This window comes from Amycolatopsis pittospori (assembly GCF_013870525.1).
In the GTDB taxonomy this organism is placed as follows: Bacteria; Actinomycetota; Actinomycetes; order Mycobacteriales; family Pseudonocardiaceae; genus Amycolatopsis; species Amycolatopsis pittospori.
Map to the genome: position 1 here is coordinate 1 of NZ_JACBXD010000112.1, position 21,459 is coordinate 21,459.

Sequence of the window (21,459 nt, forward strand, 5' to 3'; positions counted from 1 at the left end):
GTCGTCTCCCCGGCGGACCGGCCGGGGCGAGGTGGTCGCGACCAAGCCGGTCCCCGAACGCAATGAACGGCCCGTTACTTGCGAAATTTGCAAGTAACGGGCCGTTCATAGCACTTCCGACTACTGCGTGACCGGGCGCACGTTCGACGACACGAGGGCCGCCAGCCGGTCACCGATCGCGTGCGTCGCACCCGGCGACGCCTGGTCGCGGGTCGCGAGATCGAAGGCCACCGAGGCCTCGATCCGCCGCGCCGCCTCCTTCTGTCCCAAGTGGTCCAGCAGCAGCGAGACCGAGAGCACCGCGGCGGTCGGGTCGGCGAGACCCTGGCCCGCGATGTCCGGCGCGCTGCCGTGCACCGGCTCGAACATGCTCGGGTTCCGCCGCGTGATGTCGAGGTTCCCGCTCGCCGCGAGCCCGATTCCGCCGGTCACCGCCGCCGCGAGGTCGGTGATGATGTCGCCGAACAGGTTGTCCGTCACCACGACGTCGAACCGGGACGGGTCGGTCACCAGGTGGATGGTGGCCGCGTCCACGTGTGAGTAGGCGACCGTCACCTCCGGGTGCTCCAACGAGACCTCTTCGACGATCCGCGACCACAGCGAGCCCGCGTACTCCAGCACGTTCGTCTTGTGCAGGAGCGTCAGGTGCTTGCGCGGCCGCGCCTCGGCACGGTTGAACGCGTCGGTCACGACGCGCCGGACGCCGAACGCCGTGTTGACGCTGACCTCCGTCGCGATTTCGTGTTCGGTGTCCTTGCGCAGCAGGCCACCGTTGCCCGCGTACGGGCCTTCGGTGCCTTCGCGCACGACGACCATGTCGATCTCGCCCGAATCGGCGAGCGGGCCGCGCACGCCCGGGTAAAGCCGCGCAGGGCGGAGGTTCACATGGTGGTCGAGCTCGAACCGGAGCCGCAGCAGCAGCCCACGCTCCAGAATGCCGCTCGGCACCGTCGGGTCGCCCACCGCGCCCAGCAAGATCGCATCGTGCTGACGGAGTTCACCGAGCACGGACTCCGGAAGCAGCTCACCGGTGGAGTGCCACCTGGCGGCGCCGAGGTCGTAGTTCGTGATCTCCGCCGTCGGTACTACCTCGCCGAGCACCTTGAGCGCCTCGGAGACCACTTCGGGCCCGATCCCGTCACCTGGGATCACCGCGAGCCGCATCCACACACCTCCGTAGACCAGGCCACCGGCCGTCCGGATGGCCCATCCGCAAGAAAACGCCAGCAGCGGAAGGTTACCGGCCGTAGCCCGGTAGCCGTAGCCGCACCACCCTTATGCCGGAATCTCCCACAGAGCGAGACAGCCGAAAGAGTGAATACAAGAAGGGACGCCCTGGCGGAAAGCTTGCCGCCAGGGCGTCCCTCACCTCATCGAACGCGGGTTACCGCACTACGGGATCAGCCGACACCGATCGGCTGACGTCCGGTGTGCCGTCCGCCGTTGCCCGGCCGGTCGACACCCGCGTTGCCGCCACCCGAGTTCGTCTGGACCTTCACCACGTTCGCCCGGTTGCCCGAGGCGTTGTGGTGCTCGATCGCCAGCAGACCCAGGACGGTGTCCTGCGCGGCCGCGTTGCGGTTGACCACCAGCGCCGTACCCGGCTTCGCGACGTAGCCCAGCGCGGCGTCGCCGCCGCCCTGGACGGTGTACGCGGGAGCCAAGGCGTCGAACGAGAGCGGCGTGCCGACGTAGTCGATCGTCGACGAGTCCGCACCCGGCGCCGCGTAGAACCCGGAGGTCCCGACGGTGTAGCTGATCTTGTGCGACGCGGCGTTCGGGTCGATGCCCAGCGCGGCGATGCTCACCGGCAGGACGACGACGTTGGTGTCGTACACGTTGGTGTCGACGTCGCCGAGCTGGCCGTTGATCGGCTGGATGTCAACCTGCGGGAAGCCCGGCTTCAGGGCCACGGTGACCGCCACGAGGACGTCGGTCGACGTCACCTTGGTCACGTAGGTCTCGAAGTCCGGCTGCCCGTCGCCCGTGGTGTCGATGTCGACGAACGGCGAGGTGTTGCTGCCCAGGTTGGCCAGGTCGCTCCAGGTGGTGAGACCGAAGGCCAGCAACGCGTTCTCCGGTTCACCCTGCGCCTTGGCCAGCGGAGCCGTGGACGCCGCGCCGATGTAGCGCAGGTCGGCACCCTTGGCGGTCTGGTTCAGCGTGCAGTCGGTGGTGATGTCGCCGTCGCACTCGGGCAGCTGCGGGGATTCCGCCTGCAGTTCGAGCACGCTGATCAGCGAGCGGTACCGCTGCGGGCCGCTGCCCTGGTCCACGCCCTTGCCGGTCAGGTTCAGGACGGCCTGGTTCTGGCCGGCACCGAAGTTGACGTTGCCCGGGGTGTTGATGGACGAGACGGGCTTCGGCGCGGAGTACACCGAGAGACGCAGCGGAACGGTCGTGCCGCTCTTCGGGGTGAACGCGATCCGGCCGGAGGCGTCCGCCACGAACTGCCGGGCGAGCCCGACCTGCGAGGCCGCCATGGTCGGGTCCATGACCTTGCGGAGCGCCTTGGGGTCGGCGATCTTCAGGGTCACCTTCACCAGTGCGACACCGCGCGGGCTCAGCTTCACCGTCGGCTTGTCCACTGTGTACTCGACACCGGGGAGCGAGTTCACGGCTTCGTAGCCCACCGAGTACTCGACCGGCTTGATGCCCTTGTTGACCACCTTGACCGTCTTGGTCGCGGTGACCGGGCCGCCCGCTTCGACGACGCCGAAGTTGACCGTGACGAAGCCGGGGTTGTCGACGACGTGGGCCAGGACCTGGTTGTCCAGCGCGGCCTTCGCGTCGATCCGGCCGCTGCCGACGCGCTGCGGACCGTAGGTGCGGCCCGAAGCGTCGTGGATGTCGTGGCCGGCGGTGTTGATGACCGAGGCCTTGACCTCCTCGACCGACCAGTCCGGGTGCGCCTGACGGATCAGGGCGGTGATACCCGAAGTGTGCGGAGCCGCCATCGACGTCCCGGAGATGACCAGGCGTCCGGCGCCACTGCCGCTCAGCGCCGACGAGATCGAGTCACCGGGCGCGGCGACGTCCGGCTTCACGGCCGGTCCGCGACCGCCACGCGAGGTGAACGAGCTCGGGGTGTCCACAATGGACTGATCCGTGGTCGGCACGGACACGCGGCCCTTGCCGGTCATGCGGATCTGCAGCGTGCCCGCGGTCAGCGCCGGGCGCAGCGACGCGGTCGCGCTGCCGGTGAGCTGGAACGTCGGCAGGGCCGCGTTGCCCGCGATACCGGCCGAGAAGTGCTCCAGCGTCGAGGAGAACAGGGCGCCCTTGGCACCGGCGGCCTGCGCGTTGTTCGAACGGGCGCCCGAACCACAGGCGCGGGTCGCGTCGTTGTCGTCCCATTCGAGCCAGACGATCTTGCCCGCGGCCTTCGCCTTGTCGGCGTCGGAGTACGGGGCACAACCGGCCGCGTTGGCGGCGGACAGCGTGACCACCGGCGCGGTGACGTCCAGCGTGTCGTAGGTCGCGTAGTTCTGGCTGAACTGGCCGGTCTTCGCGCCCTTGACCCCGGCGGGGGCCACGGCCTCGACGGCGTCACGAAGAACGGACGCGTCGCGGCTGCTCGCGACGGTCAGCGCCTCGGGCGTGTTGCCCGGCGCGCCGCCGACGTCGTTGAGGTCGCCGCCGTTGCCCGCGGAGAACACCGGCACGACGTTGTTCGCGGCGATCTTGCGCACGAACAGCGAGTCCGGGTCGTCCGGGGTGGCGAAGTCGCCGCCCAGCGACAGGTTGACCACGTCGAGGTGGTCGGTGAAGTCGCCGTCACCGTCCGGGTCGAGCGACCAGTCCAGCGCCTGCGAGGTGACGTTGGTGGAGCCGTCGCAGCCGAAGACCTTGATCGCGTACAGCAGGGCCTTGGGCGCGGTGCCCGGGCCGATCTGCATCTCTTCGATCTTCTTCTTGTTCAGCTTCTTGTAGTCGCCGGTGAAGGTCTTGCCGTCGGCGCCCACGCCGTAACCGGCGACCGTGCCCGCGACGTGCGTGCCGTGGTGGCCGCAGGAAAGCGGGTTGGGGTCGGGCTTCGGGGTCTTGAGGGCCGGGTCGTCGCTGCCCGAGTCGTAGGCGTCGCCGACCAGGTCGATACCGCCCACGACCTTGTCGGTCGGGAAGGCCGGGGTGGCCTGGTCGCGGTTGATCGCGTTGTACGCCGCGGCGGTGCCGGGGCCGCCGAAGTCGGCGTGGGTGTAGTCGATGCCGTCGTCGATCACGCCGACGCGGATGCCGTCGCCGTAGCGGCCGGTCTGCTGCCACGAGGCCAGCGTGTTGGTCAGCTGGACCGCGCTGGAGTTGGTGCGGGTCTTCGGCACCACCGTCTTGACGGAGACGACGTCCGGCCGCTTGGCCAGCTCGCGGATCTTCGCCGCGTCGGCCGTGACGACCGCGCCCGCGACCGCGTTGGAGGTCTGGGTGACCAGCTGGGTGCCGGCGTCGGCGGCCTTGAGCTGCCCGACGACGGAGTTCACCGCGGCGCCGGCGTCGGCCTTGGCGGCCTTCGCGGCCTGCTTGGCCTTCTCCTTGCCCGCGCCCTTGTTCTGCTCGGCGTTGAAGGCGTCGACGGCGGGCTGCTTGGCCAGCTCGACGAAGGCGGTGATCTTGCCCTGGGCGGCCTTGAGCTTCGGCTCCACCTTCCCCTGGAAGCCGTTACGGTCGATCTTCGCCGGCGTGATGCCGTCCGCGAGCGGGACATCCTGTGCGGCTGCCGTCGCCCCGGTCACGGACGTCGCGAGCAGCGCGGCGAAGACCGCGGCCGATGAGCGGATGGCCCACCGGGGTACGCGGGATCTGTTCATGAGTTCGTGCCCTCACTCGAGGCCTTGACTCGGAACCTGCCTGCCGCTCGAACACACCCCCGACGGTGAGCCCCGGCGCCGCGCCGTGCCCTTGACGGCGCGATGGTTCGGCCTCGCCGGAAGAACCTATCCGGGGACCAGCCCGACTTCAGTAGGCATTTTTCACCGTTATTGAATCTTGCTCTTCGCAAGTGGTCGACTACTCGCGAGACATGACGGCAATTCGTTGCCATATAACGAAAGCCGCGCCCCAGGGGACGCGGCTTTCGTTGTACGGATTTCGCAGGTCAGCCGAAGTTGACCGCGCGGATCGTGTGCGCGCCGACGGTGGCGCCGATCGGCTCCAGCAGGTGCGAGTCCACGGAACGGTCCACGCGCAGCAGCATGACCGCGTCCGCGCCGTCGGTGGTCTGGCTGATCTGCGCGGCCTCGATGTTGATGCCCGCCTCGCCGAGCAGCGTGCCGACGCGGCCCATGATGCCCGGGCGGTCCGGGTACTCGAGCAGCAGCACGTTGCCCTCGGCGCGGAGGTCGAAGTGGCGGCCGTTGACCTCGACCAGCTTCGGGACCTCGTCCTTGCCGGTGACCGAACCGGACACCGAAAGGGTCTGGCCGTCGGCGTGGACCGCGCGGACGGTGACCAGGCTGCGGAACTTGGGGCTCTCCGGCTCGATGACCAGGTCGACCTGGACACCCAGCTCCTCGGCGACGCGCGGCGCGTTCACGAAGGTGACCTGGTCCTCGACGACGCCCGAGAACACGCCGCGTTCGGCCGCGAGCGGCAGCACGCTGACGTCCTCGTTGGACAGTTCGCCCTTGACCACGACGGTGACCGAGGTCGGCGCCTTCGGGTTGAGCGCGGTCAGCACGGTGCCGAGCTTCTGGGTGAGCGAGAGGTACGGCCGCACGTGCTCGCCGACCGTGCCGCCGCCGGCCACGTTCACCGCGTCCGGCACGAAGTCGCCGCGCAGCGCGAGCAGCACGGACCTCGCGACGTCGGTGCCCGCGCGGTCCTGCGCCTCGGCGGTCGAAGCGCCCAGGTGCGGGGTGACGACGACGTTCGGCAGCCCGAACAGCGGGCTCTCGGTGGTGGGCTCGGTGACGAACACGTCGACACCCGCACCGCCGACGTGCCCGGAGCTCACCGCGTCCGCCAGCGCCTGCTCGTCGATGAGGCCGCCGCGCGCGGCGTTGACGATGATGACGCCCTGCTTGACCTTCTTGAGCGCCTCGGCACCGATCAGCCCCTTGGTCTCCGGGGTCTTCGGCAGGTGGATGGAGATCGCGTCCGCGCGCTCCAGCAGTTCGTCCAGCGTGACCAGCTCGATGCCGAGCTGCGCGGCGCGGGCGGCCGAGACGTAGGGGTCGTACGCGATGAGCTTGGTGTCGAAGGCCGCGAGACGCTGCGCGAACAGCTGCCCGATCTTGCCGAGGCCGACCACGCCGACGGTCTTGCCCTGGAGCTCGACGCCGGAGTAGGCGCTGCGCTTCCACGCGCCGCCCTGGAGGCTCTGGTCCGCGGCCGGGACCCGGCGCGCGACCGCGAGCAGCAGCGCGACGGCGTGCTCGGCGGCGGAGACGATGTTCGACGTCGGCGCGTTGACCACCAGCACACCGCGTTCGGTGGCGGCGGGGACCTCGACGTTGTCCAGGCCGACGCCGGCGCGGGCGACGACCTTCAGCGTGGTGGTGGCGGCGAGGACCTCGGCGTCGACCTTGGTCGCGGACCGCACGAGCAGCGCGTCCGCCGACTTCACGGCCTCGAGCAGCGCGGGACGGTCGGTACCGTCCACATGCTGGACCTCGACCTCGTCGGAGAAGACGCTCAATACGGAAGGCGCGAGCTTCTCCGCGATGAGGACGACGGGCTTGTTCGGCTTGGTCACGATACGGCTCCCACTATCTGGTCTGTGCCTGCGACTCACTGTTGACGGTCACGCCGTTGTGCCCGGTTGCGCCGCAGTTTAGACCTGGTGACAGGGGATTGTTAACTCGCCCGTAATCCCGCGAAAACGAGATCGAGGAGCCGTTCGAGGCCTTTGTCACCCGAAAGATGTTCACTGGCCCAGGAAAGCGCGTGCAGCAGCACCAGTAATTCGTGCGCTGTGACGTCCGCCCTGAGCTCTCCGGCGGCCTTCGCCCTTTCCACCAGATGGGACACGCCGTCCTGCATCGAGTGACACGACGCATAGAGCGGCGAGGCCTCGTCGTTGAGGACGTCGACCATCAGGTCGGGTAGTCCCCGGTAAGTGGCCGACTGCTCGCCGAGTCCGGCGAGCCAGCCCTTCAGCGCCTTCAGCGGCTCCGGGGACTCGAGAAGGTCGCGCGCCGCCGAAGCCTGCGCGTCGAACCGCTCGCGAAGCACCGTCTCGACGAGGGCTTCGCGCGTCGGGAAGTGCCGGTAGAGCGTCCCGATGCCGACGCCGGCGTTGCGGGCGATGTCCTCCAGCGAGGCCTCGACGCCGCGCGCGGCGAAGGCACGCCTCGCCTCTTCGAGGAGGCGCTCGTAGTTGCGCCGGGCGTCCGCGCGCAGCGGTTTCTTCTCGGTGTCCATCGCGCCCCTGAGCCTAGTCTCGACAAATCGGAGGCAGCCTCCGTATAGTCCGGCGACGTAACCGGAGGCTGCCTCATGTTAGCTGGGGAGAGTTGAATGAACCTGATCGAAGAAACCCGTGACCGGCTGGGCCCGGTGGGAGTCTGGCTGCCGCTCGCCCCGTTGGCGCCGCCACCGGACGTGGAACTGCGCGCGTTGCGTCGCCTCGAAGAGCTGGGCTATCCCACCGTGTGGGGCGGTGAGGGCCCCGGCGGCCGGGAGCTCTTCGCCCACAGCGGCGTCACGCTCGCTTCCACCGGACGAGTGGTGATCGGCACCGGCATCGCCAACATCTGGTCGAGGCCCGCCTACACGACACAGAGCGGCGGCCGGACGCTGGCACACGCGTTCCCCGGCCGGTTCGTGCTCGGTGTCGGGATCGGCCACGCGAGCCAGGCCGCGAAGTCCGGCTCGGACTACCGGCCGCTCGAACAAACCCGGGAGTACCTCGCGGCCATGGACAAGGCGGAGGCCGAATCCCCTTCGCCGGTCCCGTTTCCGCGGATCCTCGCCGCCGTCGGGCCCAAGATGCTCGAACTCGCGCGGGAGATGACGGACGGCGCGCATCCCTTCGCCCAGCCTTTCGAGCACACACCGTACTCACGCGAGATCCTCGGACCGGACAAGCTGCTCATCCCGGTCCATTCCGTCCTGCTCGGCGACCGCGAACAGGCGCGGGCGAGCGTGGCGAAGAACATCGAACTCATGAAGCGGTACGAGATCCCGCACTACGTCGAAGGCTGGAAGCGGCTGGGCTACACCGAGGCCGACATCGACGACGTCAGCGACCGGCTCGTGGACGGGCTGACCGCCTGGGGCGACGAGGAGAGGATCGCGCGGCGGATCAAGGAACTCGTCGACGCCGGCGCGGACACCGTGCTCGTCAGTCCCGTGGGGGACGATCTGGCGAACCTCGTGGAGCAGCTCGAAAAGCTCGCCCCGGCGCTGACGGCGATCACCCGATGAGCGTCGGGATCTGGACGTTCTCCTTCGACGGCAAGGAGATCGGCGCCGTCCGCGATGCCGCCTCGGAGGTCGAGGAGCTGGGCTTCGACACGCTGTGGTTCGGCGAATACCTGGGCAGGGAGGCGTTCACGCAGGCGGGTCTGCTGCTGGCGGCGACGTCCAGGCTGAAGGTCGCCACCGGCATCGCGCGGTTCGACCAACGCGAACCGGCCACCGCCGCGGCCGCCGGGCGGACGCTCGCGGAGGCCTATCCGGGCCGGTTCGTCCTCGGCCTGGGCGGGCATCGGCGGGGTACGAGACCACTGGAAGCGATCCGCGGGTACCTCGACGGGATGGACGGGACCGAACTGTCCACACCGGACTCCCCGCATCTGCGGCTACTGGCCGCGCTGGGGCCGAAGATGCTTTCCCTGGCGGCGGAACGCACCGACGGCGCGCATCCGTACTTCGTCCCCGTCGAGCACACCGCGCAGGCGCGGGAGATCATGGGCCCTTCGGCCTTCCTCGCCGTCGAGCAGGCCGTCGTACTGGGCCCGGATCGGGAGATCGCCCGGAAGCACGTGTCGGCGTACCTGGAGCAGGCGCCCCATCACCAGGCGAATCTGCGGCGGTTCGGCGTCACCGAAGCGGATTACGGCTCCGATCGGCTGGTCGACGCACTGGTCGCCATCGGGGAGGACGCGATCTCCGCGCGGATCCAGGCGCATCTGGACGCGGGCGCGGACCACGTCTGTCTGCAGGTCCTGACCGAGGACGAGCGGATCCCGCTGACGGAATGGCGGCTTTTGTCGGGGGTGGCCGGTAGCGTGCGGAAGCGTGACGTCACCAGCTGAACTGGCCTTCGACAAGGCGCACGAACTGATCGACGCGCGGGATCTCGCCGGGCTCGCGCGCCTGATCGGGGACCTGCCCACCCTGGTCCACGCACACGGGAAGAACGGGAACGACCTGCTCGGTATGGCCGCCGCGACCCGCGACGAGCGACTGTGCCGGCTCCTGCTCGACCACGGGGCCGATCCCGCGTCGGCGAACGTGCACGGCTGGACGGCGCTGCACCAGGCCGGCTACCTCGGGCTGCCGCTGCTGGTCACGATGTTGCTCGACGCGGGCGCCCCCGTCGACGTCTCCGCCCGCGGCGACGGCGGGACGCCGCTGGTGGCCGCGTTGTTCTGGGGCCACCGCGAGGCCGCCGAACTCCTGGCCGCGCAGAGCGTCTCCCCCGGCAACCTCCGTGTCGCCGCCGGACTCGGGCGTGCCGACCTGCTCGACTCCCTGGTCGCACCGGACGGCACGCTCACCCCGGCCGCCGGCGCGCATCGCGAGTTCTACCGGCCGCACAGCGGTTTCCCGGAATGGCGACCGAGCGACGATCCCGCCGAAATCCTCGACGAGGCGCTTGCCTGGGCCGCGCGCAATGACCGGTCCGCCGCCGTGCGGACGTTGGTGGCACGGGGTGCCGGGGTGGACTCCGACGTCTATCGCGGGACGGCGCTGACCTGGGCAGCGGCGCAAGGAAAGGCTTCGGTGATCGGGACTTTGGCCGAACTCGGGGCCGCGGTGAACCATCGGGGAACGTTCGGGGGTCTTTCGCACGGGAAGGGCGTCACGGCGCTGCATCTGGCGGTGCAGGGTGGACATGTCGCGGTGGTCCGGGCGTTGCTGGAGGTGGGGGCGGATCCTTCGGTCGAGGACGGACTGTACTCGTCGTCGGCGATCGGGTGGGCCGAGCACTTCGAGCAGCGGGAGATCCTGGCGGTCCTTCGGGGCGCTTGAGCGCGACCCCGCCGTAGCCGCCTCACGCGCGCGCTATGAACGGCCCGTTACTTGCAAAATTTGCAAGTAACGGGCCGTTCATAGCATCCGGGGGCACTATCGGCCACGACCCACCTGTCCCGATCCTGACGGCGCGTGGCCCCCCGGGCCCTCGCCGAAAGTACGACGCTCGCCGAACAATGAACCCATGCGAGCGATCAGCCAGAACCGCCTGGGCGGCCCCGAAGTCCTCGAACTCGTCGACGTCGAGAGACCGGTCCCCGGCCCGACTCAGATCCTGGTCCGGGTACACGCCGCCGGCGTCAACCCGGTCGACTGGAAGACTCGCGAGACCGGCGGGATCGGCCCGATGGGCGATCCGCCGTACATCCTCGGCTGGGACGTTTCCGGCGTGGTCGCCGACGTCGGCGCGGGCGCGTCCCTGTTCTCCCCCGGCGACGAGGTCTTCGGCATGCCGTCGTTCCCGTTCCAGGCCGGGGCCTACGCCGAATACGTGGCAGCACCGAGCCGTCACTTCGCGCCCAAACCGTCTACTTTGGACCATGTGCACGCGGCGGCGGTCCCGCTCGCGGGGCTCACGGTCTGGCAAAGTCTCGTCGAAACGGCGGACCTCCGGCCGGGGGAACGCGTCTTGATCCACGCGGCGGCGGGCGGGGTCGGGCATATCGCGGTCCAGATCGCCAAGGCGCGCGGCGCGTACGTGATCGGGACGGCCAGCGCGGCCAAGCACGACTTCCTCTTCGGGCTCGGCGCGGACGAACTCCTCGACTATCGCACCACCGACTTCGCCGAAGAGGTCCGCGACGTCGACGTCGTCCTCGACACGATCGGCCTGGGGTACGGGCCGCGGTCGCTCAAGACGCTGCGCCGCGGCGGCAGGCTCGTCCAGCTGACCCGCACCAACGACGAGCGCCTGCCCGAACTGGCCGACGCGGCCGGGGTCACCGCCGGGTTCACTCTCGCCGAGCCGGATCGCGCAGGCCTGCTCGCGCTCACTGAACTCGTCGAGAGCGGGCGGCTCAAGCCGACGATCGACACCGTGTTCCCGCTGGAAGAGGCCGCGAAGGCACAGGAACTCGGGGCCGCGGGCCGGAGCACGGGAAAGATCGTCCTCTCCGTCGTGGATTGACCCGGTAGACAAGCGGAGTCTGGAGTCCGTATCGTCAAAGACGGACTACAGACTCCGCTTTGTCCTACTGGGAGGACCCATGACCACACCCCGCGACGTCTTCGACAAGCTTTCCGACGACATCACCGCCCGGCGCTGGGACGAGATTTTCGCCCTCTACACGGAAGACGCCGTCGTCGAGAACCCGCAGCGCCCGCCCGTGCCGACCCGCTTCGAGGGTCGCGAAACGCTCCGGAAGGCCTTCAGCGGAGGGTTCAACGTACGTATGGACCGGACAGATGTCCTGGTTCACGGGACAACCGACCCAGAGGTGATCATCGCCGAGTACCGCAACGTCGGCGAAGCACTCGACACCGGGAAACCCTTCGACATCGCCAATATCCAGCTCCTCCGGGTGCGCGAAGGCCTCATCGCGCACTCCCGTGACTATCACGACTACCTGCGCCTCATCACCGCGCTCGACGGTCTGGAAGACCTGAAGAAGAGCTACGAAACCGCGGAACGGGAACTCACGCCGGTCCCGCCCCGCCCGGAGTCGACGGCGGATCCGAAAAGCCCGCGCGGCGTGTTCGAGCAGCTCGTCTACGGCGTCGCGGATGGCAAGTGGAGTGAGCTGTCAGCGCTCTACGCCGAGGAAACCCATGTCACGCATCCGTTCCTTCCCGGGGCGAAGACGCTGAAGACCCGGCAAGACCTGCACGAGCACTTCAAGTTCGGCGAGCAGCACCGAGTCCGGTTCCAGGTCCGCGATCTGGTGATCCACGAAACCCTCGACCCGGAAGTCGTGATCGGCGAGTTCGCCTACCAGGGCACGGCGGGAGGCAGCCCCGAATTCCGGGTCGCCAACATCTTCGTGGTGCGCGTGCGCGACGGGCTGATCGTCGAATCCCGTGACTACGCCGATCACCTGGCGCTCGCGGCCGCGGGCGGGCGCCTGGACGAACTCTTCGCGCTCGTTTAGGCCGGAAGGTCGAATTCGCCGTCCCGGACGCCTTTCACGAACGCGTCCCATTCCGAAGGCGTGAAAACCAGGACGGTGCCGTCCCGATTCGAGGACTGGCGCATCGCGGTGTAGGTGACGCCGTCGGTGTGCGGGACCATGGCGTACTCGACGCAGTCGTCGAGATCGGCGCCTTCCGGTTCCGCCCGGATCCACGTCGCGTCGCTCAGGTCCAGTTCGTGCCGGATGTGGGCCTTGTCGTCCACCGGCTGCTCGCTCATACGCCCACGTTATCGCTTTCGGGCACGCAAAACGAAGGGGCCTTTCCTCGTTTCACCCACGAGGAAAGGCCCCTTCGGTCACGACTCAGGCGAAGATCAAGCCGTTTCGGTGATCGGCCGGTCCACCCACGACATCAGGTCGCGCAGCTTCTTGCCGGTCTCCTCGATCGGATGCTGGTTGCCCTGCTCCTCGAGCTTGGTGAAGTTCGGCCGTCCGGCCTCGTCCTCGGCGACCCATTCGCGAGCGAAGGTGCCGTCCTGGATCTCGCCGAGGATCTTCTTCATCTCTTCCTTGACCGCCGGCGAGATGACGCGCGGGCCGCGGGTCAGGTCGCCGTACTCGGCGGTGTCGGAGATCGAGTAACGCTGACGCGCGATGCCGCCCTCGTACATGAGGTCGACGATCAGCTTCAGCTCGTGCAGCACCTCGAAGTAGGCGATCTCCGGGGCGTAGCCGGCCTCGGTGAGCACCTCGAAACCGGTCTGCACCAGCGCGGAGGCGCCACCGCAGAGGACGGCCTGCTCGCCGAAGAGGTCGGTCTCGGTCTCCTCGGTGAAGGTCGTCTTGATGACGCCGGCGCGGGCGCCACCGATGGCGGCGGCGTAGGACAGCGCGAGCGCCTGCGCGTTGCCGGAGGCGTCCTGCTCGACCGCGATGAGCGCCGGGACGCCCTTGCCGTCGACGAACTGGCGGCGGACCAGGTGGCCCGGGCCCTTCGGGGCGACCATGGCGACGTCCACGTTGGCCGGCGGCTTGATCAGGTCGTAGCGGATGTTGAAGCCGTGACCGAAGAACAGCGCGTCGCCGTCCTTGAGGTGCGGCTCGATGTCCTTCTCGTAGATCGCGCGCTGCTTGGTGTCGGGCGCGAGGATCATGATCAGGTCGGCTTCGGCGCTGGCCTCGGCGGGGGTCAGCACGCGCAGGCCCTGCTCCTCGGCCTTCGCCCGCGACTTCGAGCCCTCGGGCAGCCCGATGCGGACGTCGACACCGGAGTCGCGCAGGCTGAGCGAGTGCGCGTGACCCTGGCTGCCGTAGCCGATCACGGCGACCTTGCGACCCTGGATGATCGAAAGGTCCGCGTCGTCGTCGTAAAAGATTTCCACTGCCATGAGGGGTACTACTTCCTTTCCTGACTTACAAAGTTATCGAGCTGAGGTGGCGGTAATGGATCGGGCGCCACGGCCGACCGCGACCATTCCGGACTGGACCAGTTCCCGAATGCCATAGGGCTCCAGCATTCGCAGGAGGGCACCGATCTTGTCCGAGGTCCCGGTGGCTTCGACGGTGAGCGCCTCGGGGGACACATCCACCACTTTCGCGCGGAAAAGCTGGACTGTCTCGAGGACCTGGCTTCGCACGGTGGCGTCGGCCCGGACCTTGACCAGCAGCAGTTCGCGCTGCACGGCTGTGGACTTTTCCAATTCCACGATCTTGATGACGTTGACCAGCTTGTTGAGCTGTTTGGTCACCTGTTCGAGCGGTAGCTCTTCGACGGCGACCACGATCGTCATCCGGGACACCTCGGGATTCTCCGTGGGCCCGACGGCGAGGGATTCGATGTTGAAACCACGCCGGGAGAACAGTCCGGAAACCCGCGCGAGGACACCGGGTTTGTTCTCCACCAGAACGCTCAGGGTGTGCACGCTCATCGGGCGTCTCCTTCTGTGGCGGCGTTCAGCTCCGCTGCGTCGATTTCACCCGCGGCGGCGACTTCGTCGTCGTCGAAGAGCGGGCGGATTCCGCGCACGGCCATGATTTCGTCGTTACCGGTGCCCGCGGCCACCATGGGCCACACCTGGGCATCCTTCCCCACCACGAAATCGATCACGACGGGGCGGTCGTTGATCTCCATGGCGCGCCGGATGGTGGCGTCGACGTCCTCCTTGGTCTCGCAGCGGAGCCCGGCGCAGCCGAGCGCCTCCGCGAGCAGGGTGAAGTCGGGGATGCGGTGTTTGTGGGTACCGAGGTCGGTGTTGGAGTACCGCTCCGAGTAGAAGAGGTTCTGCCACTGGCGGACCATGCCGAGATTGCCGTTGTTGATGACGGCGACCTTGATCGGCGCGCCTTCGATGGCGCAGGTGGCCAGTTCCTGGTTCGTCATCTGGAAACAGCCGTCGCCGTCGATGGCCCAGACCTGCTTGTCCGGCATGCCGAACTTGGCGCCCATCGCGGCGGGGACGGCGAAGCCCATCGTGCCGAGGCCGCCGGAGTTGATCCAGGTGCGCGGGTTCTCGTACTTGACGAACTGCGCGGCCCACATCTGGTGCTGGCCGACGCCGGCGGTGTAGACGGCGTCCGGGCCGACGAGGGTACCGATGCGCTCGATGACGTACTGCGGCGAAAGCGTTCCGTCCTCGGGCCATTCGTAACCGGCCGGGTAGTCGTCACGCCAAGCGCTCGCCTGCGTCCACCAGTCCTTCAGGTCCGGCTTCGCGGACTTGTCGGTCTCGGCGCGGACGGCCTCGATGAGTTCGGTGATGATCTCCGCGCAGTCGCCGACGATCGGCACGTCCGCCTTGCGGTTCTTGGAGATCTCGGCCGGGTCGATGTCGGCGTGGACGATCGCGGCGTCCGGGGCGAACGACGACAGCTGCCCGGTGACGCGGTCGTCGAAGCGGGCACCGAGGGCGATCAGGAGATCCGCCCGCTGCATCGCGGCGACGGCGGCGACCGAACCGTGCATCCCCGGCATGCCGAGGTGCTGCGGGTGCGAGTCGGGGAACGCGCCGCGCGCCATCAGCGTGGTGACGACCGGGATCCCGGTCAGTTCGGCCAGTTCCATCAGCTGGCGCGACGCGTCCGCCTTGATCACGCCACCGCCGACGTACAGGACCGGGCGGCGCGACTTGCTGATCAGGCGCGCGGCCTCGCGGACCTGCTTGCCGTGCGGGCGCAGCGTGGGCCGGTAGCCCGGCAGCCGCAGCTCCGTCGGCCAGGAGAAGGAGGTCATCTCCTGCAGGACGTCCTTGGGGATGTCCACCAGGACCGGGCCGGGACGGCCGGTCGAGGCGAGGTGGAACGCCTCCGCGATGGTGCGCGGGATGTCCGCCGGGTCGGTGACCAGGAAGTTGTGCTTGGTGATCGGCATCGTGATGCCGCAGATGTCGGCTTCCTGGAAGGCGTCCGTGCCGATCAGCGCGCGGCTCTGCTGACCGGTGATGGCGACCACCGGGACCGAGTCCATGTTCGCGTCGGCCAGCGGGGTGACCAGGTTCGTCGCGCCGGGGCCCGACGTGGCCATGCACACACCGACCTTGCCGGTCGCCTGCGCGTATCCGGTGGCGGCGTGGCCCGCGCCCTGTTCGTGGCGGACCAGGACGTGGCGGACCTTCGTCGAGTCGAGCAACGGGTCGTACGCCGGGAGAATGGTGCCGCCGGGAATGCCGAACACGACTTCGGCGCCCACCGCTTCGAGCGAGCGGACGAGCGACTGCGCGCCCGTGACCCTCACCGGGGTTCCGGCGGGCGGCGCCGGCTTGGGACGGGCTCCGGAGGTACCGGACGCCTGTCCGGTGTTCGCTTCAGCACGCGAGGTGGCACTAGTCATCGCTTGTCTGCCTCGTCTTGTCTAGTCACTCGTTCGGGTATTCATTGGCTGGCTCGGCTGGTGAAAGTCTTCCAGGCAACAAAAAACCCCCGCCGACCGGAGTGGTCGCACGAGGGTCGCGCGTCGACGCAGCGGAGACTTCCCTAAGCGTCGACGCGCTTGGGAAGTACGAGGCCGGTCTGCGTTGTCACGACGCTGAAACTAGTCCGTCCCTGTCAAGAGTGTCAACTCTGCGGGACGGCGATTCCGCATGCTGGACACCGTCACCCGGCTACGCGACCCGCTTTCGGCGCCCCGGCGACGGCGGTGCACCATCTCAGGGTGGCAGAAGAAAAGCAGCAGGAACAGGCGAATGAGGCCCCCAAAGCCGTCTTCAAGATTCCGAACACGGCGCTATTGGCGATCGCTTTTCTCGTCGTTTGTGTGACGCCTGTCGCGTTCGGCGACGTGCCCTATCTCCAGTGGCTCTACGTCTTCCCGATCGCGCTCGCGGTGTTCGTGATCCGGACGCGCACGACGGCGACGGCGGAGGGGCTGGAAGTCCGCACGATGTTCGGCCGACGGGACTTGCCGTGGTCCTCCCTCAAGGGCCTCGCCATCACCGACAAGGCGAAGGTGCAGGCGGTGCTGCAGGACGACACCAAGATCGCCCTGCCCGCCGTGCGCACCCGGCATCTTCCGGTGATCTCGCTGGTCAGCGCGGGCCGCATGGCCGACCCCTCCGGCCTCACCGACAGCGCCGAAGAGGCCAAGGAACCGGCCGAACAGAAGGCGCCGGAGAAGACCGAGGGTTCCGGGGCGACGTCCGGGGAGTAGGATTGGTAGGACCAGTTTGGCGCCGGCTCGTCCGCGCCGGCACCCAGTGCCCTGGTCCCCATCCCGAACCTTGGAGTCAGCCGTGCCCCCACTCCGTTCCCGGACCACCACCCACGGCCGCAACGCGGCGGGCGCCCGCTCGCTCTGGCGCGCCACCGGAATGACCGACAGCGACTTCGGCAAACCGATCGTCGCCATCGCGAACTCCTACACCCAGTTCGTGCCGGGGCACGTGCACCTCAAGGACCTCGGCGAGATCGTGGCCGGTGCGGTGAAGGAGGCGGGCGGCGTCGCCCGCGAGTTCCACACGATCGCCGTCGACGACGGGATCGCCATGGGGCACAGCGGAATGCTCTACTCGCTGCCCTCGCGCGAGATCATCGCCGACTCCGTCGAGTACATGGTGAACGCGCACCAGGCCGACGCGCTGGTCTGCATCTCCAACTGCGACAAGATCACCCCCGGCATGCTGAACGCCGCCATGCGCCTGAACATCCCGGTGGTGTTCGTCTCCGGCGGGCCGATGGAGGCGGGCAAGGCCGTGGTCGTCGGCGGGGTCGCACAGGCGCCGACCGACCTGATCACCGCGATCTCCGCTTCGGCCAGCAGCGAAGTCGACGAGGACGGGCTGTCCATTGTGGAGCGCTCGGCCTGCCCGACCTGCGGCTCGTGTTCGGGCATGTTCACCGCGAACTCGATGAACTGCCTGACCGAAGCGCTCGGCCTCTCGCTGCCGGGCAACGGTTCCACCCTCGCGACGCACGCCGCGCGCAAGGCGCTGTTCGAGGACGCGGGCCGCACGGTCGTCGAACTGTGCAAGCGGTGGTACGAGGCCGACGACGAGTCCGCGCTCCCCCGCTCGATCGCGTCGAAGAAGGCGTTCGAGAACGCGATGGCACTCGACATGGCGATGGGCGGCTCGACCAACACGGTGCTGCACATCCTCGCCGCCGCGCAGGAGGGCGAGGTCGACTTCACCATCGACGACATCGACGCCATCGGCCGCCGTGTGCCGTGCCTGTCGAAGGTCGCCCCGAACTCGGACTACCACATGGAGGACGTCCACCGCGCCGGCGGCATCCCGGCCATCCTGGGCGAGCTGTACCGCGGCGGGCTGCTGAACACCGACGTCCACTCCGTGCACTCGCCGGACCTCGAGTCCTGGCTGTCCACTTGGGACATTCGTGCGAAGGCCCCCTCGGAGCGGGCCGTGGAGCTGTTCCACGCGGCGCCGGGCGGGGTCCGCACCACCGAAGCGTTCTCGACCGAGAACCGCTGGTCCTCTTTGGACACCGACGCTTCGGACGGCTGCATCCACGACGTCGAGCACGCCTACACCAAGGACGGCGGGCTCGCGATCCTGCGCGGCAACCTCGCCGAGAACGGCGCGGTCATCAAATCCGCGGGCATCGACGAGGAACTCTGGCACTTCGAGGGTCCGGCGCGGGTGCTGGAAAGCCAGGAGGAGGCGGTTTCGGCCATCCTCAAGAAGGAGATCCAGCCCGGCGAGGTGCTGGTGATCCGCTACGAGGGCCCGGCGGGCGGCCCCGGTATGCAGGAGATGCTGCACCCGACCGCGTTCCTCAAGGGCTCCGGCCTCGGCAAGAAGTGCGCGCTGATCACCGACGGCCGGTTCTCCGGCGGCTCTTCGGGCATCTCCGTCGGGCACATCTCGCCCGAGGCCGCCGCGGGCGGGGCGATCGGCCTGGTCCAGAACGGCGACCGGATCCTGCTCGACGTCCACGAGCGCCGTCTCGAACTGCTCGTCGACGCGGACGTGCTGGCCGAGCGGCGCGCGAAGATGGACGCGAGCGAGCGGCCTTGGCAGCCGGTCTCGCGCGAGCGGCCGGTCACCGCCGCCCTGCGGGCCTACGCGCGGATGGCGACCTCGGCCGACACCGGCGCCGTGCGGGACCCGAGCAAGTAGTCGACTGCTCGCGGCTGTTATGAACGGACCTTTCATAACAAGATTTGTTATGAAAGGTCCGTTCATAACGCGCGCGAAGGTGAGCGTCAGCGGCAGAGCACGATCACCACGACCGAAGCCGCGGCCGCCAGCAGCAGCCCGATCAACCCGAACGAGAGCGGCCGCTTCCGCCAGGGAGTGTTGACGTCCAGCGAGATCCGGCCGGCGCCCGCGAGCAGGACGGTCAGCGAAGCCGCGCCCAGCAGGAGTTCGAACTCGAAGCCCTGTCCCGACTGCTGGAAGAACCCGCCGCCGAACTTCACGAAGACGATGTTCGCGCAAACGCCGAGAAGCGCGGCGGCGCCGATCGGGGTGAACAGGCCCACCAGCACGAGCGCGCCCCCGAGGACTTCGCTGATGCCGGTGATCCAGGAGAGCAACGTCGTCTGGGTCGTGTAGCCGAAGTTGCCGAGCACCCGGGCGAAGCCGCCGACCCCGGGCCCGCCGAAGGCGCCGAAGAGGTGCTGGAGTCCGTGCGCGCCCATGGTCACGCCGAGCACGACACGCAGGACGAGCAGACCGAGATCGATCCCGCCCCTGGTCTCCGCCGGGCCGGGGCCGTTGTCGGGCTCGGCCACGTCCGAGATCACGCTGGTCTGGTAGTCATCGCTCACGCGCGAAGAGTAGGCGAAACGGGCCCGTCAAGCGACTGATGTGCGGCGTGAAGGCTCAGAACAGGGTCGCGGGCTCGACCGGTTCGGGCTCGGGCAGCGGGTCGAGGCCGGGCACCAGGGCACGCACGTCGTCGTGGAACCGGCGGGCGAGCGCCGGTGCGTCGTCGTTGTCGGGGGTGTGCACGAAGATCGTCGGCGACCGGCCCTCGCGCAGCCACCCGGCGACCACCTCGGTCCACGGGCGCCACCCCTGGACGGTCTCCTCGGTCGAATCCCGGCCCAGGTAGCGGACGATCGGCCGGTCGGTCAGCGCCCGAGTCCGCCGCGGCAGCCGGGGTTTCTTGGCCCAGGCGTCCTGCTCGGCCTCGCTGACCGGCGGTTTCCGGAAGAAGACCTCGGTGTCGAACGGCACCCACTCGGCGTTCGCGTCGGCGAGTGTCCGCTCCAGCAGCGACGTCGCGCGGGCTTCGGTGTAGAACTCCGGGTGACGCACTTCCACGGCGCGCCGTCGATCGGCGGGGAGCCGCCGCAGGAAGCGGCCCAGGGTGTCGGCGTCCGACGGGCCGAACGAGGCGGGCAACTGGGTCCACAGGACCGCCCGTTCGCCGAGGGGTTCGATCGCGTCCAGGAACGCCCGCATCTCGGTCTCGACACCGGCGAGCCGTCGCTCGTGCGTGACGACCTTGGGCAGCTTGACCAACAGCCGGAAGCCGGGGTCGGTCTGCCGCGCCCACGTCTCGACGGTGTCGCGGGCCGGGGTCGCGTAGAACGTGGTGTTGCCCTCGACCGCGTTGCACCAGCCGGCGTAGGCCCCGAGGCGTTCCCCGGCCGGCATCGCCCGCGGCACGAACCGCCCGGCCCACGCCTTGTGCGCCCACATCGCGCAGCCGACATGAAGACCCACACCCGTCACCTCGATCAGTACTCGCCGTGGACCAGGTTCTTCGGCAGTTCCCCACTCATATAGTGGCTCAGCTCGCGGACCACCACGGCGTACGCCCGCTGCCGCACCCCGCTGACGGCGCCGCCGACGTGCGGCGTCAGCAGCAGTCCCGGCACGTCCCACAGCGGATGCCCGTCGGGCAGCGGTTCGGGCTCGGTGACGTCGAGGGCGGCGCGCAGCCGTCCCGACGCGAGTTCCGCGACGAGCGCGTCGGTGTCCACGACCGGTCCCCTCGCGACGTTGACGAGGATCGCGCCGTCCGGCATCGCGGCCAGGAACGCCGCGTCGACGAGGCCGCGGGTGTGCTGGGTCAGCGGCACCATGAGGACCGTGACGTCGTGTTCCGGCAGCAGCACGGGAAGTTCGTCGACACCGTGCACGCCCTCGCGCGCGGTCGCGCCGACCATCGTGCACCGCACGTCGAAGGTTTCCAGCCGCCGTCGCAGATGCCTGCCGAGGTCACCGGCACCGACGACGAGGGCCCGCTTGCCCTGCAGTGTGTCCGTGGTCCGGCGCTCCCAGTTCTTCCGCCGGTGGCCGTCGGCGAACCCGTGGAGGTCGCGGTAGATGGCGAGAAGGACCGCGACGACCCATTCGGCCGAGCTGCCGCCGTGCGCTCCCCGGCAGGTCGAAAGCAGGACACCGTCCGGGACCTTGCCGATCCAGTCCTCGGCGCCCGCGACCAGCAACTGCACGAGTTTGACGTTCGGCAGTTCGCGCCACATCGCCTCGGTCGGTTTCCCGCCGGTCACGAGGACCTGGGCCTCCGCGGCCACGGCGGGCGCGAGCTCTCCCTGTCGGTACACCACCGGACGCACGCCTTCGATCTCCGAAAGCGCGGTCACACCCTCTTCGTCGGGCACCAGCACGGTAACGGTCATGATCGCCACGGTAACCAGTGCCGCTTACCCGTGGTTCACGCACGCCCACCTAGGCTGGTCTTCGTGCGTACCCGGTACCGGCGGAAATGGACTTCGCCGCTGGCTCTGCTGGCCTGCGGCGCACTCGTGCTCTCCGGCTGCGCCAAATTCGACAATACGGCGGCCAGCCAGACCTTCACCCCGGTGAACCCGCCGTCCCCCGAG

The 21,459-nt window shown here is 68.9% G+C and carries 18 protein-coding genes and 1 pseudogene; 8 read left to right on the forward strand and 11 right to left on the reverse strand.

Annotated elements, in window-relative coordinates; genetic code table 11:
• Window positions 1-120: 120 nt before the first annotated feature.
• The 4 genes from H5J31_RS35680 to H5J31_RS35695 form a co-directional block, all read right to left on the reverse strand.
• Complete coding sequence (locus H5J31_RS35680; RefSeq protein ID WP_181777097.1) at window positions 121-1,164, reverse strand: 3-isopropylmalate dehydrogenase; 1,044 nt, start codon at window positions 1,162-1,164, stop codon at window positions 121-123.
• A 236-nt stretch (window positions 1,165-1,400) separates the two neighbouring features.
• Window positions 1,401-4,805: a S8 family serine peptidase gene (locus tag H5J31_RS35685; RefSeq protein WP_181777098.1), complete on the reverse strand. Its 3,405-nt coding sequence runs from the start codon at window positions 4,803-4,805 to the stop codon at window positions 1,401-1,403.
• 287 nt (window positions 4,806-5,092) lie between these two features.
• Window positions 5,093-6,691 (reverse strand): phosphoglycerate dehydrogenase, encoded by a 1,599-nt coding sequence (gene serA, locus H5J31_RS35690; protein ID WP_181777099.1) that lies wholly within the window; start codon window positions 6,689-6,691, stop codon window positions 5,093-5,095.
• A gap of 101 nt (window positions 6,692-6,792) precedes the next feature.
• Complete coding sequence (locus H5J31_RS35695; protein WP_181777100.1) at window positions 6,793-7,359, reverse strand: TetR/AcrR family transcriptional regulator; 567 nt, start codon at window positions 7,357-7,359, stop codon at window positions 6,793-6,795.
• A 96-nt stretch (window positions 7,360-7,455) separates the two neighbouring features.
• On the opposite strand from H5J31_RS35695, the gene H5J31_RS35700 reads away from it, so the two are divergent.
• The 5 genes from H5J31_RS35700 (at window position 7,456) to H5J31_RS35720 (ending at window position 12,227) form a co-directional block, all read left to right on the forward strand.
• Entirely contained in the window at window positions 7,456-8,364 is a 909-nt protein-coding gene (locus tag H5J31_RS35700) for a TIGR03620 family F420-dependent LLM class oxidoreductase (protein WP_181777101.1), read from the forward strand.
• Entirely contained in the window at window positions 8,361-9,197 is an 837-nt protein-coding gene (locus H5J31_RS35705; RefSeq protein ID WP_181777102.1) for a TIGR03620 family F420-dependent LLM class oxidoreductase, read from the forward strand. Before H5J31_RS35700 ends, H5J31_RS35705 begins: the two co-directional genes overlap by 4 nt.
• Window positions 9,181-10,137 carry an ankyrin repeat domain-containing protein gene (locus H5J31_RS35710; RefSeq protein ID WP_181777103.1) on the forward strand — a complete coding sequence of 319 codons (957 nt, stop codon included), beginning with the start codon at window positions 9,181-9,183 and terminating at the stop codon, window positions 10,135-10,137. Before H5J31_RS35705 ends, H5J31_RS35710 begins: the two co-directional genes overlap by 17 nt.
• Before the next feature lie 187 nt (window positions 10,138-10,324).
• Entirely contained in the window at window positions 10,325-11,266 is a 942-nt protein-coding gene (locus H5J31_RS35715; RefSeq protein WP_181777104.1) for an NADP-dependent oxidoreductase, read from the forward strand.
• A gap of 79 nt (window positions 11,267-11,345) precedes the next feature.
• Window positions 11,346-12,227 carry a nuclear transport factor 2 family protein gene (locus tag H5J31_RS35720; protein WP_181777105.1) on the forward strand — a complete coding sequence of 294 codons (882 nt, stop codon included), beginning with the start codon at window positions 11,346-11,348 and terminating at the stop codon, window positions 12,225-12,227.
• Here H5J31_RS35720 and H5J31_RS35725 read toward each other — a convergent pair.
• From H5J31_RS35725 to H5J31_RS35740, 4 genes are all read right to left on the reverse strand, one after another.
• Window positions 12,224-12,487, reverse strand: a complete 264-nt coding sequence (locus tag H5J31_RS35725; RefSeq protein WP_181777106.1) for a DUF397 domain-containing protein — start codon at window positions 12,485-12,487, stop codon at window positions 12,224-12,226. The two genes, H5J31_RS35720 and H5J31_RS35725, sit on opposite strands and share 4 nt — an antisense overlap.
• 96 nt (window positions 12,488-12,583) lie before the next feature.
• Window positions 12,584-13,597 (reverse strand): ketol-acid reductoisomerase, encoded by a 1,014-nt coding sequence (gene ilvC, locus H5J31_RS35730; RefSeq protein ID WP_037304787.1) that lies wholly within the window; start codon window positions 13,595-13,597, stop codon window positions 12,584-12,586.
• A 33-nt stretch (window positions 13,598-13,630) separates the two neighbouring features.
• Window positions 13,631-14,137 carry an acetolactate synthase small subunit gene (gene ilvN, locus H5J31_RS35735; protein ID WP_076162709.1) on the reverse strand — a complete coding sequence of 169 codons (507 nt, stop codon included), beginning with the start codon at window positions 14,135-14,137 and terminating at the stop codon, window positions 13,631-13,633.
• Window positions 14,134-15,939, reverse strand: a complete 1,806-nt coding sequence (locus tag H5J31_RS35740; protein WP_456237055.1) for an acetolactate synthase large subunit — start codon at window positions 15,937-15,939, stop codon at window positions 14,134-14,136. The genes ilvN and H5J31_RS35740 overlap by 4 nt, the downstream gene beginning before the upstream one ends.
• Window positions 15,940-16,356: 417 nt before the next feature.
• On the opposite strand from H5J31_RS35740, the gene H5J31_RS35745 reads away from it, so the two are divergent.
• Entirely contained in the window at window positions 16,357-16,851 is a 495-nt protein-coding gene (locus H5J31_RS35745; RefSeq protein ID WP_181777108.1) for a PH domain-containing protein, read from the forward strand.
• A gap of 82 nt (window positions 16,852-16,933) precedes the next feature.
• On the forward strand, window positions 16,934-18,778 hold the full coding sequence (gene ilvD, locus H5J31_RS35750; protein WP_181777109.1) for a dihydroxy-acid dehydratase: 1,845 nt from the start codon (window positions 16,934-16,936) through the stop codon (window positions 18,776-18,778).
• An 86-nt stretch (window positions 18,779-18,864) separates the two neighbouring features.
• On the opposite strand, the gene H5J31_RS35755 is transcribed toward ilvD, so the two are convergent.
• The 3 genes from H5J31_RS35755 to H5J31_RS35765 all read right to left on the reverse strand — a co-directional run bounded on the left by H5J31_RS35755 (window position 18,865) and on the right by H5J31_RS35765 (window position 21,255).
• Entirely contained in the window at window positions 18,865-19,407 is a 543-nt protein-coding gene (locus tag H5J31_RS35755) for a DoxX family protein (protein WP_181777111.1), read from the reverse strand.
• 79 nt (window positions 19,408-19,486) lie between these two features.
• Window positions 19,487-20,311 (reverse strand): DUF72 domain-containing protein, encoded by an 825-nt coding sequence (locus tag H5J31_RS35760; protein WP_181777112.1) that lies wholly within the window; start codon window positions 20,309-20,311, stop codon window positions 19,487-19,489.
• 38 nt (window positions 20,312-20,349) lie between these two features.
• The gene (locus H5J31_RS35765) at window positions 20,350-21,255 is read right to left on the reverse strand and encodes a 2-hydroxyacid dehydrogenase (RefSeq protein WP_181777110.1); all 906 of its coding nucleotides are present in this window, start codon (window positions 21,253-21,255) and stop codon (window positions 20,350-20,352) included.
• 63 nt (window positions 21,256-21,318) lie between these two features.
• On the opposite strand from H5J31_RS35765, the pseudogene H5J31_RS40500 reads away from it, so the two are divergent.
• Window positions 21,319-21,459 (forward strand): annotated as a pseudogene (locus H5J31_RS40500) (PQQ-dependent sugar dehydrogenase); the annotation flags it as partial.

Coding starts and splice junctions, on each gene's coding strand:
- H5J31_RS35680 (WP_181777097.1), bottom strand. CDS start 1,164: ATGCGGCTCGCGGTGATCCCAGGTGACGGGATCGGGCCCGAAGTGGTC.
- H5J31_RS35685 (WP_181777098.1), bottom strand. CDS start 4,805: ATGAACAGATCCCGCGTACCCCGGTGGGCCATCCGCTCATCGGCCGCG.
- H5J31_RS35695 (WP_181777100.1), bottom strand. CDS start 7,359: ATGGACACCGAGAAGAAACCGCTGCGCGCGGACGCCCGGCGCAACTAC.
- H5J31_RS35700 (WP_181777101.1), top strand. CDS start 7,456: ATGAACCTGATCGAAGAAACCCGTGACCGGCTGGGCCCGGTGGGAGTC.
- H5J31_RS35705 (WP_181777102.1), top strand. CDS start 8,361: ATGAGCGTCGGGATCTGGACGTTCTCCTTCGACGGCAAGGAGATCGGC.
- H5J31_RS35715 (WP_181777104.1), top strand. CDS start 10,325: ATGCGAGCGATCAGCCAGAACCGCCTGGGCGGCCCCGAAGTCCTCGAA.
- H5J31_RS35720 (WP_181777105.1), top strand. CDS start 11,346: ATGACCACACCCCGCGACGTCTTCGACAAGCTTTCCGACGACATCACC.
- H5J31_RS35725 (WP_181777106.1), bottom strand. CDS start 12,487: ATGAGCGAGCAGCCGGTGGACGACAAGGCCCACATCCGGCACGAACTG.
- ilvC (WP_037304787.1), bottom strand. CDS start 13,597: ATGGCAGTGGAAATCTTTTACGACGACGACGCGGACCTTTCGATCATC.
- ilvN (WP_076162709.1), bottom strand. CDS start 14,137: ATGAGCGTGCACACCCTGAGCGTTCTGGTGGAGAACAAACCCGGTGTC.
- H5J31_RS35760 (WP_181777112.1), bottom strand. CDS start 20,311: ATGTGGGCGCACAAGGCGTGGGCCGGGCGGTTCGTGCCGCGGGCGATG.
- H5J31_RS35765 (WP_181777110.1), bottom strand. CDS start 21,255: ATGACCGTTACCGTGCTGGTGCCCGACGAAGAGGGTGTGACCGCGCTT.